Annotated in this window: 13 protein-coding genes; 5 read left to right on the forward strand and 8 right to left on the reverse strand. The window is 67.2% G+C overall.

Annotation, left to right across the window (positions count from 1 at the left end):
* The first annotated feature begins 17 nt into the window (after nucleotides 1–17).
* Entirely contained in the window at nucleotides 18–1,235 is a 1,218-nt protein-coding gene (locus Q4G50_RS01980; RefSeq protein WP_303375962.1) for a hypothetical protein, read from the forward strand.
* Here the strand turns inward: Q4G50_RS01980 and Q4G50_RS01985 are convergent.
* The 3 genes from Q4G50_RS01985 to Q4G50_RS01995 are packed head-to-tail and all read right to left on the reverse strand — an operon-like array spanning nucleotide 1,136 to nucleotide 2,855.
* Complete coding sequence (locus Q4G50_RS01985) at nucleotides 1,136–1,840, reverse strand: hypothetical protein (RefSeq protein ID WP_303375963.1); 705 nt, start codon at nucleotides 1,838–1,840, stop codon at nucleotides 1,136–1,138. The genes Q4G50_RS01980 and Q4G50_RS01985 overlap by 100 nt on opposite strands.
* A complete protein-coding gene (locus Q4G50_RS01990) occupies nucleotides 1,837–2,322 on the reverse strand; it encodes a hypothetical protein (protein WP_303375964.1) in 486 nt (161 codons plus the stop codon). Before Q4G50_RS01990 ends, Q4G50_RS01985 begins: the two co-directional genes overlap by 4 nt.
* Nucleotides 2,319–2,855 carry a hypothetical protein gene (locus Q4G50_RS01995; protein ID WP_303375965.1) on the reverse strand — a complete coding sequence of 179 codons (537 nt, stop codon included), beginning with the start codon at nucleotides 2,853–2,855 and terminating at the stop codon, nucleotides 2,319–2,321. The genes Q4G50_RS01990 and Q4G50_RS01995 overlap by 4 nt, the downstream gene beginning before the upstream one ends.
* Nucleotides 2,856–2,953: 98 nt before the next feature.
* Here Q4G50_RS01995 and Q4G50_RS02000 point away from each other — a divergent pair, with 98 nt between their 5' ends.
* Genes Q4G50_RS02000 through Q4G50_RS02015 form a run of 4 tightly spaced genes read left to right on the forward strand, consistent with a single transcriptional unit; the run spans nucleotide 2,954 to nucleotide 6,773 of the window.
* Nucleotides 2,954–3,598, forward strand: coding sequence for a hypothetical protein (locus tag Q4G50_RS02000; protein ID WP_303375966.1), 645 nt, complete (start codon nucleotides 2,954–2,956; stop codon nucleotides 3,596–3,598).
* A 10-nt stretch (nucleotides 3,599–3,608) separates the two neighbouring features.
* Nucleotides 3,609–4,721 (forward strand): radical SAM family heme chaperone HemW, encoded by a 1,113-nt coding sequence (gene hemW / locus Q4G50_RS02005; protein WP_303375967.1) that lies wholly within the window; start codon nucleotides 3,609–3,611, stop codon nucleotides 4,719–4,721.
* Nucleotides 4,718–5,395, forward strand: a complete 678-nt coding sequence (locus Q4G50_RS02010; protein WP_303375968.1) for a hypothetical protein — start codon at nucleotides 4,718–4,720, stop codon at nucleotides 5,393–5,395. The genes hemW and Q4G50_RS02010 overlap by 4 nt, the downstream gene beginning before the upstream one ends.
* Before the next feature lie 46 nt (nucleotides 5,396–5,441).
* Entirely contained in the window at nucleotides 5,442–6,773 is a 1,332-nt protein-coding gene (locus tag Q4G50_RS02015) for a hypothetical protein (RefSeq protein ID WP_303375969.1), read from the forward strand.
* Here Q4G50_RS02015 and Q4G50_RS02020 read toward each other — a convergent pair.
* Genes Q4G50_RS02020 through Q4G50_RS02040 form a run of 5 tightly spaced genes read right to left on the reverse strand, consistent with a single transcriptional unit; the run spans nucleotide 6,770 to nucleotide 12,700 of the window.
* Nucleotides 6,770–7,240, reverse strand: coding sequence for a hypothetical protein (locus Q4G50_RS02020; protein WP_303375970.1), 471 nt, complete (start codon nucleotides 7,238–7,240; stop codon nucleotides 6,770–6,772). The two genes, Q4G50_RS02015 and Q4G50_RS02020, sit on opposite strands and share 4 nt — an antisense overlap.
* Complete coding sequence (locus tag Q4G50_RS02025) at nucleotides 7,237–8,253, reverse strand: hypothetical protein (RefSeq protein ID WP_303375971.1); 1,017 nt, start codon at nucleotides 8,251–8,253, stop codon at nucleotides 7,237–7,239. Before Q4G50_RS02025 ends, Q4G50_RS02020 begins: the two co-directional genes overlap by 4 nt.
* On the reverse strand, nucleotides 8,250–9,212 hold the full coding sequence (locus tag Q4G50_RS02030; RefSeq protein WP_303375972.1) for a hypothetical protein: 963 nt from the start codon (nucleotides 9,210–9,212) through the stop codon (nucleotides 8,250–8,252). The genes Q4G50_RS02025 and Q4G50_RS02030 overlap by 4 nt, the downstream gene beginning before the upstream one ends.
* 3 nt (nucleotides 9,213–9,215) lie before the next feature.
* The gene (locus Q4G50_RS02035) at nucleotides 9,216–10,604 is read right to left on the reverse strand and encodes a hypothetical protein (RefSeq protein WP_303375973.1); all 1,389 of its coding nucleotides are present in this window, start codon (nucleotides 10,602–10,604) and stop codon (nucleotides 9,216–9,218) included.
* The gene (locus Q4G50_RS02040) at nucleotides 10,601–12,700 is read right to left on the reverse strand and encodes a hypothetical protein (protein ID WP_303375974.1); all 2,100 of its coding nucleotides are present in this window, start codon (nucleotides 12,698–12,700) and stop codon (nucleotides 10,601–10,603) included. Before Q4G50_RS02040 ends, Q4G50_RS02035 begins: the two co-directional genes overlap by 4 nt.
* Between the last annotated feature and the right edge of the window lie 4 nt (nucleotides 12,701–12,704).

A 12,704-nucleotide genomic window follows, 5' to 3' on the forward strand; every position in this document is an offset into this window, starting at 1 on the left:
GCCGATATAATCCGCCTGTGGACTATGTGATCTCGGCGGTTCGACGCACCGCGGCCATCCCCCTGGATGCGCTGCGGTTGCTGGCCCGCCATTGGGCCGCTCTACTGACTGTCATCGCCCTCGGCCTGGGGCTGCGCGCCCTGGTGATCTGGGCGGCGGTCATTGTCTCCGGGTGGTCTTCGCTGGCGGCGGTGTTTCTCATCCCGCTCGCCCCGATCGCGGTGATGACCTCGCTGATCACTGCCCTGTGGCTCCTGCGGCCCTCGCTGCCATATCTCTCAAGGGCTGTGAGCGACCCCACGCAAGGGTCCACCCATGTCCGCTTGCTCACCATCGGCGGGCTGCTCATCCCTTTCCTCACGGTGTATTCTTCCAACGGACTGCTAAGGGAGGACACCCGCGCCTACATCCACGACGCCACTCTGACGGAGACCTCCCGCAACCTGTTCACCGCCGATTTCGGGCGCTCCAACTTCGAGATCACCTGGGTGCTCATCAGCCTCATCGTGGTGGCCCTCGTGCTGCGCAAGATCATCGGCGTGTTCGCCCTGGGGGAGCGCTCGGTCGGTTGGGCGGGGGCCTCGGCCTACCTGGAGGTGCTGTGGATGGTGACTTTCTCGGTCATCCTCACCGGCGGCATCGCCTGGGTGCGGGACTGGGTGTTCTCCCGCGCGGTTCTGGCCCCGGTGATCGGCGGGTGGGACGTGATTCGAGGTTTTTCCGGGCCCGTGGGGGACGTCTTCTCCTGGTTGGTAGCCCTGGTGTCGCGGGCCGATGACGTCATCATCATCCCCGTCGCCTGGCTGACTCTGGGAGCCACGATTTATGGGGCGCAGCTGGCGGCGAAGGGGGCGTCGGCAAGCAATAGTCCCCGTAACCGCCTACAGGTAGAAGCCCGGAAGGCACTCGACGAAGCCGCGCAACCGCTGCTGGGGCCGGTGAAATCCACCATGGCGTCCCTGGGCCGGATCGCCGCCGCCGGCCTGGGGCCGATGGTCATGTTCTGCCTGCTGTTCACGCTGGCCAAGAGCACCGAGATAGGGGTGCTCTACCTTGGCCGCGCCATCGTCGGCCCGCTGGACCGGTGGGATGCGGTGGCCGTCGACCCCTACATCCTCGTCATCGCCCGCCTCGTCTACTTCGCGGCGGCGCTGGTGTTCATCGCCCCCGCGCTGGACAGGCTGCTCAGGGCGAGCTCCGCGGAGTCGAGCGAGACGCCGGTGAATTCCAGGTAGGTGGGGGTCTGCCAGATCACCTCGACGGATCCGGGGCGGGTGCCCGCCGGGACCACGAAATAGACGGTGGTCGACCAGGATTCCGGGCGTGGGGGATCTTGGTAGTCACTGACCCCGAGATCAACACCCATGTCCATGAACGGGCCCGGGGTGTCCTCGGGGGCGCAGTAATAGGTGTTGGTGAGCTCAGGTGGGGCCCCGCTCAGTCGGGCGCCCAGACGCGGGGCGGGCAGATACGGGGTGCCATCTTCGGTCAGCAGTCGCATATCGCAGGTGCGCAGCGGCGATTCCGGGGGCGCCGACCAGTCGAAGTCGACGGCGATGACATCGATCTCCGTATCGCCCAGGGAAGGCGTGTCTTCGGCGCGCACCAGGGCCGCGTGGGTGAGGGTGACATCGGCGACGATGAGGTTATCCACCCCCTCCACCTCCGCGGTCTGCTCGATGTGCAGCGTCTCACCGGCCGCCCCGGAGATCGGGTCGCTGGGTGAATTGGGCAGAGCGATGTCCACGTAGCGGAAGGAGGAGGCCGCCAGGGCAAAGGCGATGGCCGGGACCACCGCCGCATACCAGTGCCAGGAGCGGTGGCGCGCATGGTGGCTCATAGGACCTCCTCGAGCAACGCGTCCAGATCGGCGACGATGAATTCGCGCTCGGCCAACACATTGTCGCGCGCGATGTGCAGCGTGGAGCCGGCCAGCGCAGTGGGGTCCATCTCGAAGGCCAGGATGCACGGGAATTCCAGGCCCGGCTGCTGGATGCCGCATTGGCTCATGGAGTGGCGTTGTACGTCGCGCCCGGCGCCGTCGATAAGTGTGGCGTCCAGGGTAAGCGGTTCCGGGACGTCCGTCGCCTGCAGCGTCACCACCAGGAAAATGCCCTGTGTGGGCTGTTCGCGGTAGACCTCGTGGGCAGCCACATCTGAGACTGTGACCGTGCCGATCCGCTCCGCGCTGCCCGTGCGCAGGTAGGGGCGATCGAGGACGGACTGTGGCGCGGGGAACAGACCGGAGATCCAGGTGCCCAGGGAAATTGCCACGAGGATGAACACGAACAGCACCGACTGCTGTGTGGTGGGCAGCCTCATAGAACCACCTCCGCCACGGGCGTGGGATCGAAGAACTGCATCGAACCGTCGAGGTTACTGGCCCGCCAGGTCATCGAATTGATCACCAGCACCGCCGCACCATCCGGCAGCTGCACGCTGATGTCCACCGGTACCCCCGGATTGAGCACTCCCACCGAGGATCCGTCGGTGCGCAGGGTGGTGGCGAAGGTGGACTCCTCCTGCCCCTCCCACCCCAGAATCTGGCCGAGTGTGAGGGCATCGACGGGGCGCGTGCCGGCATTGGTCACCGTCAGGTTGACGGTGTCGATCTCCCCGCCGAAAAAGTCGGTGATCGGCCCGGTGCCGTGGACGACGACGTCGACGGGGGCGGCGGTGATGGGGGAGGGGGCGTCGATAAGCGGGTAGCGCGGTGTGTCACTGTCGGCGGCCTGGAAACCGCCGAATAGGCCTAGTACGCCGACCAGCGCGAGACCCGCGAGGATCTTGAGGTTCGACCTGCTCAGCAGATCAGCGCGGAGGGCGTCGGCCACCCGCCGGACAGGGGTGCTCATGAGAGACAAGAATAGTGCACGGCGAGTCCTCCCGACCGGCTTCGGGAACTGGCCTAAAGTCAGGCTCGATCCAGGAAAAAGACAGGGGGTAGCCCACGATGCAGAAGATCGCCGCTGAGCTGCGCCATCGCGAGCTCACCCAGGAGATCTACAACATCGGCGATGAGGTCGCCGAGTACATCGAGCACCTCCTGCAGTCCATCCGCGACTGGGACGGCGAACTCACGGTTGACTGCCTCGCGGAATTCGACGAGATCCTCGCCGACGCCCGCCGCGATTCCCGCCACATCATCGGCGAACTTCTCGGCCTGCGCCAGGCACTGACGTCCGGACTGCGTTCGGGGGTGCTGTCGGCTGCTGCCACGCGTTCTTCGCAGCTGGTGGAACCGGAGCTTCTCGACGCCGCCTCCCTCGAGGAGCTTTTCGACAACTCCGAGCTGGATTCCCGCACCGCGCTCGTCGTGGAGCATCTCGGGGAAATCGTCGAATGGGTCCTCGCGCAGACGGACATGGTCGCCCACAACCTCGATGCGGTGAGCCTGCCGCATCTTTATGCCCGCGTCGGCACGCATGTCACCATCGCCGTGGAGGGCTGGCTGATCACGGTCGCGCAAGCTTTCCCGGGCTACACCCGCTCCATGCGCGGGGACAATCCGCCGGAGTTCCTCGTTGAGCGCGCGCGTATCGACGCCGTCGTCGCCCGCGTCGCCGCCAAGCGTGCCCGCCGCGGTGCCGCCAGCTAATCTGGCTGGAATGTTCGGCGTTTACCTTCACGTCCCCTTCTGCAGCACCCGGTGCGGCTACTGCGACTTCAACACCTACACCCCGGGTGAGCTTGACATGGCACCCGTCGCCTACCTCGATTCCCTGGCCCGGGAGCTCGAACTCGCTGAGGGCCCGCCGGCGGACACCGTCTTCATCGGCGGGGGCACCCCCTCCCTGCTGGGGGCGGAGGGATTAACGCGCATCCTGGAGTTGGTGCGCGAGAATTTCGGCCTGGCGCCCGACGCCGAGATCACCACCGAGTCCAACCCGGAGTCCACCTCGCCCGAGTTTTTTTCGCAGCTTCTCGACGCCGGCTTCACCCGCATCTCCCTCGGCATGCAGTCCGCCTCCCCCGCCGTGCTGCGGGTGCTGGACCGCACGCACACCCCCGGCCGGGCCGTCGAGGCAGCGCAGGAGGCCCGCGCCGCCGGTTTCGAACACGTCAACCTCGACATGATCTACGGCACTCCCACCGAAACCGACCAGGATGTGGCTGACACTCTCGACGCCGTACTCTCCGCGGGGGTGGACCACGTCTCCGCCTACTCCCTCATCGTCGAGGACGGCACCGCCATGGCCCGCAAGGTCCGCCGCGGGGAGCTGCCCGCCCCTGACGACGACGTCTACGCCCACCGCTACGAGATGATCGCCGACCGCCTGGCCGCCGCCGGTTTCGACTGGTACGAGGTGTCCAACTGGGCCAAGCCAGGGGGGCAGTGCCGCCACAACGAGATCTACTGGCGCGACGGCGACTGGTGGGGGGCTGGCCCCGGGGCGCATTCCCATATCGGCAACCGCCGCTTCCACAACGTCAAACACCCCGCCCGCTATGCCAGGATGCTCGCCGAGGGCCAGCTGCCGATCGCCGGGGAGGAAACACTCAGCGACGATGACCGGCACACCGAGAAGATCATGCTCGGCCTGCGCCTGCGCGAAGGCATCCCCTTCGCCTCGATTCGGCAGGGGGGACACGGGGTCGTGATCAAGCACATCGACGGTGGATTGCTGCAATGTGTCGGAGACCGCATCGCGTTGACCGACGCCGGGCGTCTGTTGGCCGACGGCATCATCACGGACATTCTGGTGGCGGAGGAGACATGATCAAGAAACTGCGTGCCGCAGCCGATGTGCGCACCTCGGGGATCGACCCGGGAGAACTCCTCGCCTACCTGCACGCTCAGACCCCTCAGCACCCGGAGCTCGGGCGGGAGGTCATGGCTTTCGGGCTCGGCAGCGGGGACCCGGACCTGGTGCAGAAAGGCCGGCGGTGGGCGGCGACGGCCCATTACGCCCGGGCCCGCGACGAGACCCTGCCCGCCCGGCAGCGGATCACCCACGCCCTCGAGGTGGCGCTCCTAGAGAGCGGGAACGAATTCGCCCACCAGGCCCGCCTGCTGGCCGGTGAACTGGAGATGACCGATGGTGACCCCGACCATGCGACCGAGCATCTGGAGGCGGTGTACCGGGAGGCGGACTGGAATCGTTCCTTGCCCACGGTGGTGTCAGCGGCGATCGGTTTGTCGAACTTGTACCGGAAGCAGGAGCGACGTCGAGAAGCGGCGGAACTGTTCGTGCAGATCCTCGGGCAGGTGGATCCGGATCGAATCCAGGAAACCACAGCGCAGATCGCCTACGCCTATGCACTGGTGGAGCTGGCGGCGATGCACCGGGAGGCAGGACGCACCGACCTGCAGCGGCAACTGATCCGCCGGGCCGCCGACTATCTGCGCCAACACGGGGAAGAAGAATTGGCTGTGTGGGCGGAAAACCGCTGAAGAAACTATGCTGGGGGAAGTTTTCCACGCTGAAGAAGGATGAGAAGTGCAGGACACCGAAAAACTGCGGAGCCTGGTCTCCGGAATGCGCCAGAACCGGCACGCCGGATATATGCACAGCGTGGGACCCAGCGTCGATGCGAACCTCCGCGGCTACGACACCCTCGCCGCCGTCCAGGACGACGCGGACCTCCTCCTCGAGGCCGCCCGCCTCATGCAGGCCACCGAACTGGCAGAGATCTCCGGGGACGGGGCGCTGCAGTACCCCTTCGCCCGCATCCACGCGGAAAACCTCACGGCTCTCGGGCTGGCCGCCGGGGACCCGGAGATGGTGTTCCTGGGAAAGGTGAACCTGCTGGTCACCGAGATCCTGCAGACGAAGGACCGCAGCCGCGTCAACCAGCTCATGGAAAGGGCGGACTGGCTGGTCAACCACCCTTTACGCCAGGAGAATGAATCCCTCAACTCCCGTATCTTCCAGGCCCTGGACCACGTGGAGTCTCTCCTGCCGGATCCGGTGGACCCCCAGCTGGCCGCCATTGACGCCGAGGTGGCCGAGTGGGTGGCGTCCCGGTCGATCGGGCGGAGCCAAATCGACCACGTCGTGGAAGTCATCGGCGATCTGGGGGCGGAACTGAACTTCGACTCCATGCAGTATCTCTATGACGCGGTGAGCGGGGTTATCGATCCGGAGGATAAGACCTTGGGCACCCTGGTTGACCGGTTCCGGATGGCCTATGAGTATTATGCGGCCCTGCGGTTCGTCAACCGCGGTCGAGCCCTGCAGGAACTGGCATCCGCCGCTGGCCCCTTGGCCGATGCGGAGGAGGCCGACGTGCGAGTGATCCTCGGTGCGGAAGGCGCGGCCTTGCTGCACATCGGCCAGGCGGGGCGCCAAGCGGTGATCAACTCACCGCAGTGGCGCGCACCCCTGGCCCGGGCCAAAGAGCTTCTCGACGGCGAAGACGCCCGCGCCGACTACATCGACGCCCTCATCCACGAGGGCGAGTTCCTCATGCGGGAGAATGATCCCCGCGAGGCCTTCGCCACCCTCAACCAGGCTTATACCCTCGCGATGGCCGAGGAGTACCTGCCGGCCCTGGTCGTGGCGAGTATCGATCTGGCCAGCCTGTATTTCCTCCGTGACATGCATCGGGAGGCGGCGGCGCTGTTCCTCAACCTGCTGCAGGCCCACCCGCTGGAGAGACAGGAGGAGCGCAGCGATATCCTCGCGGTCGCCTTAGCCGAGGCGGAGTTGGCCCTGATGTATCGCTTCGCCGGTGACCAGGCCACCTACGAGACCATGCTGGGCCGATCGACGCGCGCTTTGCGGGAGCTGGGCCTGCATTCCCTGGCGAACCAGGCCGCGGAGCGTTAGAAACCGAACCAGGCGTGGCCGCGCGGCAACCACAGCGCAATCACGGCACCAAGCCCGAGCAGGGTGGCCGGCCACATGCCGGGCATGATCACCACGAGGATGCCGATGACGGAGACCACCGTCAGCCCGTAGCGCCCCCACGGCTGGGCCAGCAACATCGCGCCGACCAGCACCAGGATCCCCGCCAGCGCCACCACCTTGAGCACCACCATCTCCCAGAAGAAGTCGTGGCGGGTGAGCTCGGTGGTGGAGTTGATATCGACGATGATGAGGTACGCCAGGTACAACACCGCGATAAGGTACAGGGCGCCCGCGATGAGCAGGTTCCACGGGGCCTGCAGCGGGTTAGTGCCGCGGGCGGAGACCTGGAAGCGCTCCGGGAGAGCGCCGGGGCGGCCGTAGACGTAGCTTTCCCCACCGCCGGTCGGCTGCTCGGTTGGTTCGTCCCACCCGATCTTCTCGGTCATGACCACTCACTCACCTGCGGTTGTTCGAAGACTCCGTGCTGTTGGAAGTGCCAGCGCAGCGGATCGGTCGTGCGGAACGGGGCGATGCCCTGGCGGCTGAGGTGCTCGCCGGTGGGGGATTCGCCCAGCGCGGAGACCGCGAAGAAGTGGCGGCGGTGCGCATCGGGGTAGAGCTGCTCGATCTGGTTGAGCAGGTTATCGGCCTTGATGTGGCGCAGGAGGGCCTCGATCTCCATGTTGAGCATGATCTGGTCGTGTTCCTCGTAGTCCCAGCCGGTGTCACGGCGGAAGCTGGATCCCTCGTTGCCCATGATGGCGCGCCACTCGCCATCGGGGAGCGAGGCCAGCTTCTGCAGCGTGTCGAACTTGGAGATCGTCACCGCCAGCGCCGGGCGGGCAGTGCCGAGCACCCGCTGGAGGTTGTCCAGCACGTCCTGCGGGTTGCCGCCGAGGCTGGCCTGATGGGGGATGAGTCCGGAGAGGTATGTGCTGATCTGCGGCACCTTCAGCGGATCGAAAAGGAAGATCACCAGGTCGGCGTAACGGAAGAAATCGAGGTCCTCGACGGGGGTCTGGAAGTTCTCCAGGTCCTCCCCGGCGACGTCGCGCAGCACCAGGTAGTGGGGTCGGGTGACGCCGTCGGGGGCGGGCCAGTCACCGAGGGTGAAAATCAGCGGGTCGCGCTGGTAGGCGTCGGTGCTCGAACTGGTCGGGGTGGGCGCCATGTGGCGCATTTCGACATACAGCGGGGTTTCGTAGTGGGTGGTGTAGCGCTCGCGGGTCGATTCGTCGAGCGGCCGGATCTGCTTCTTGAAACGGTGGGCCAGCAGCTCGAGCTGCTTGATCACCACGGCCGTGTACAGCGACTTTCCGGACGCGCGGGCGCCGGCCATCGCGAAGCAGTGGGTCACGCCCTCGGACCAGCCGGCGGGCAGTTCCAGCCCGGTGTGGGGGCTGACGGTGGTGCCGGGGTCGAGGGGGCGGAAGGTGTGCGGGCAGCGTGCATAGCTCATGCATTGCCTCCTGTGCTGGTCAGGACATCCGCGAGGGTGTCGGCGGGGGAGGAGATGGCGGCGGCGTTGCCGTCCTCGAGGGCTTGGAGGAGGTCGTCGTCCAGGGCGATGTAGCCGGCCCGTGCGCCGTGGGTGTTGAGTTCGAACAGCTGCTTCTCGACGCCCGCCGTCGGCCCATACGCCAGCACCAGGCTGGGATGGTCCGGGTCGACCATGGACGCGCGCGGCGCGGGGGTGAGGTGGATGACGAGGGTGTCGTCGCTGACCCGCGGCAGCCGGCCCGACCCGATGCGGGTGGCCCCGCCCGCGAGCTCCTCACTGAGCAGGTCGGACAGTCGGTCGAAGGTGGCGGGCTGCTGGCCGACACGCACCTCATCGAGGGCCAGGGCAGTGGCCAGGCCGACGATCATGTTCGCCGCCCCGGAGAGCACTCGGGGGTCGGCGAGGCGGGTGGCCGTTGCGGAGGCGTCCGCGCACACCAGAACTGAGGACACCCCGCTCGCGCCGGCCATGCGGCTGCGCAGTGAGGACAACACGACCATGGACTCGCGGCCCAGGTTGGTGGATTCATCCGAGCCGTAGGCGGTGAGCAGGTACTGCTCGCCGGAGTTGCTGATCTCGCCGATGATCTTCTCGCTGACACCGTCGACACGCACGAGCGGGAACTCGATGGTGACGTTGTGCTGGTCGCTCGCCCCGCTGCGGGTGATGGTCACGCGCAGCGACTGGTCCGGCCCGAATTCTCCACCCGCCGCCGGGGCGACGATGATGCTGGCGCGTTGTGGACACGACATCAGGAAGACGCAAGCGTCGCTAGCGGTGTTGACCTGTAGTTGTTCACCGGTGACGCTGACCCGGACCGGCTGGGCGCCCGCGCCGACGGCGAAAGCGTCGATGCGCAGGTACCCACCCAGCGGGATCGCGTGGGTGTCATTGGCGCTGAGAGTGATGATGGACATGGCTTAGTTCCTCACCTGGTTCTTGTGCGTGTGCATCCAGCTGGTCTGGGCCAGCACCTGGTCATTATGCTTCGCGACGATCCGTTCCAGCAGGTCATTCACCGGCAGGCTCGTGTCCTGGGGGACGGCGAATCGTCGATTGGTGGGCAGCTGCGCGGCCGCGTCGGCGCAGATCTGCTCCTCGATGTCTGCGGGGGCGTCGAAAAGCCAGCCGAAAACGGTGACGACGTGGCTGCACCCGGGTTTGAGCGCCTCCGCGGCGAGCACCATCGCCCGGGTCCGCGCCCCGATGAACGACGTCGGGGGGAACAGGAGGAAACCGAGGATATCCGGCACGGTGAGCGGATCCTCCTCCTCGCCGGACAGGGTATGCACCCAGCGGGTCACCTCCCCGCGGCGGAGGAATTCCGCCTGCCGCGGGCTCGGGCTCAGCGCCAGACCAACCGTGAGGTGGGAATCGGGCCCTTGCTGAGCGAGGAACGCCGAGACCTCCTCCCACTGCTCCGCCAGGTCGGCGCGCAGGGGCGCCGGCTCCGGCGCTTCGCTGGCGAAGGGGTTGGCCAGCGCGGTCCCCAGGTCGGGGACCTTAGGCTCCGGGACAGGAGCGGCAGGCACCTCGTCGGTGGTGGCCAGGACGGTGAGATCGGCGTGCTGGGCGCGCACCCGCTCCAGATCCTGTGGCGGGATGATGACCAGCCGGGCGCCGCGGGCGAGGGTGTCGGCGACGGAGGTGGTGCGTTCGATCGTCGAGAAGCAGAAGTCGATGCCTGCGGCGGCGACCGCGGCCACCCACAGGGTGGATTCCGCGGACGGCGCCGCCAGGACCACCGACTGCCCGGAACCGAGCGCGGCCGCCAGGTAGGCAACCATGTCGCGGCGGCGGGAGTTGGAGATCCCGGTGAAGGCCTCCGGCAGGGGGGACTCCTCGTCATCCCAACCATCGAGGAACACAGGAATCAGCTCGGCGACCGGGCCGGAGGCCTGCGGCCACTCCGGGATGCGGGCGGCCTCGGTCTCGCGCGGGCCGAAAGGCGTCGGGATATCCGGGCTGTGCAGCGCGGCGACCGGCATGCGGGTGTCCGCGGTGACGGCCACATAGGTGAAGACGTTGCCCGGGCGGCCCGTCGCATCCGGACCGGCCGGCACGGAGGCGAAGAATACCCGCAGCCGCGGATCCCACGGGGCGGGCAGCCATGCGTAACGACGCACCAGGTGTGCCCGCTGCGAGCGGTCCGGGTACGAGGGGATGGCGGTACCGTCACCCAGCTGGGTGGGCACGGCCTCCAGCAGGGAACGCACCTGCTCCTCGCTCAAGGAACCGAGCTTTTCACCGATCTGCCAGCCACCCTGACCGCGGGTGAAGGAGGCGAAACTCAACGCTGCGGTGGTCACCAGGAACCTCCCCGGGAGTTGCGGACCCGCAGGCGGGACGCCACGTCCTTCTCCACGACCACCTTGCCGGCGACGGTGTCGTCCGTCTCCTGCTCATCGTCGAGAAGGAACAGCCGGACGTAACCGCCTACCTCCGGCGGCTGCTGCACCCACCAGGTGTACGGGTTCTCGTCCTCCTGGGCGGGCTTGCCGTTGGGCAGGCCGTGCGAGGGGACGATGACCGGCCCCTGGGTGTTGCGATTCTCCTCAATGTCCCGCACGTTCGAGCACTGCAGCGCCGTGCCGTCGTGGGAGTGCAGCGGCAGGGCCCGCGGGTTGTACACCATGGTAAAACGCGGTGGGTTACGGTCCTCCGACTCGTTGCGCCACACCGTCAGCCTCATCCCGCCCTCATCGGGGCGCAGATCATAGGAGTAGCTCTTCAGACCGCGGTACCGCAGGTGGGTGGGCTCGGCGGTGGTGTCCCGGCCCGCGTACCAGGACTTCGGGGTGAGCGTGATGTCCTCGCCCGTGTGCTCCAGGTTGACGCGGATGCCACCCTGGCGGCGGTAATCCTCCTCCAACAGCTCCTGCACCGTCGGGTTGTTCGACGTCTCGATCTGCACCATCGTCGCGCCCGACGGCCAGTCGAAGGTGATCAGCTGGCTCGACAGACGCTCCACCAGGCGCACATCCGAGATCGGGGACACCCGTTGCAGCACCTCACTGGGGCCAGCCCACGCCTTCTCACCGTCGATGTTGACGGCCGTGATGTAGACCTCGTGCCACCCCTCCGGCCACGTCATCGTCGTGTCGGCGGTGGTGCCCGCGGGCGCCTCGCTGGTGTCGGTGGGGATCTCCCCGATGAACGCCGGATCGTCCTCGATCCACGTGTACTCCACCGGCTCGACCATCAGACCCGGGCGTGGCGGGATCTGGGACAAGAAGATCTTCACGCTGCCCGTCGGTGGGGCCGTCCAGGAGATGAGGATGCGCTCGTTCTTGCCGTCGTTGAACTGCTGCGGGGTGTTGAGCTGCACCTGCTTGATGTCCGCGCTCGTCGACTGGGTGAGTACCTCCGAGCCCTTGCCCAGTACCTGCGAGCCCCGGAACTGGGCGGCCGGCACCAGCTGGAACTGGTAGCGGCGACCGCGCTCGGAGGCCTCGAAGATGAAACGGCGGTCGCGGACGTCGTTGATCAGCTGGTTCGCTGGGGTGCGCAGCTCCACGGGGGACTGCTCGAGCTTCGCGTACACGCGCATCTCCGTGTGCCCCGGCAGCGGATCCCACGTACCCGTGATCGTGCCCTTCGACTCGACCAGCTGGAAATTCTCCGGCGGGAACACCACCATCTGCTCACCCACCAGTGTCGGCTGCTCACGCAACGCCTGGGCGAGGGAGGAGGCGTGGACATTCGCCCACACCATGTAGTGGCGGACACCGTTGAGACCGAGCTGGTCGTCGAGGAACGCGGTACCCAGCGTGGTCACCAGCGTCTGCAGATTGTCCGGGGAGGCGGTGACCTCGCGGTCGGCGGCGACGACACGGTAGATGACGTGATAGCCGGCCGGAACCTCCAGCGGGCGCCAGGAGATGAGCACCGAATCCTCCCCGGTCGGCTCGCCGTTCTCGTCGACGGGCGCCGACAGGTGCTCCACCGACATGCCCGGCGGGGTGTGATCCGGGGACATTCCGAACTGGTACGCCGCGAACAGCGAAGGATCGATGTCGAGGAAGAGCGACGGGTCGACCTGCTGCCGGGCGGTCTCCGCGGCGGTCTTGCCCTTGAGCTCCTCCTCCAGGGCGCGCGCCAGATCCGCCAGGGACTGCGCGGCGGGTGCAGGTTCGGGCTCGGGCTCGGGATCCCGGGAGGACAGTGCGCTGAAAGGGTTCGACCTACGTGGCTCAGGTTCAGGTTCGGGCACAGGCTCGGGCTGACGTTCGGGAAACGCGGGGGAGCTGGCGGGCTGGCCGCTCAGCAGGGCGAGGATGTCATCGGTGAGGTGCCGGGCGTTGTCCGGCAGGAGGGCTGCGACAGAATCCCGGTCGGGGTTATGCAGGGCGGCGATCTCGCGGAGCGCCGGCAGCGGGATCTCGCTGAGTGTCAGGTTGGTCATCGGA

This window comes from Corynebacterium sp. (assembly GCF_030538285.1).
Taxonomy (GTDB): Bacteria; Actinomycetota; Actinomycetes; order Mycobacteriales; family Mycobacteriaceae; genus Corynebacterium.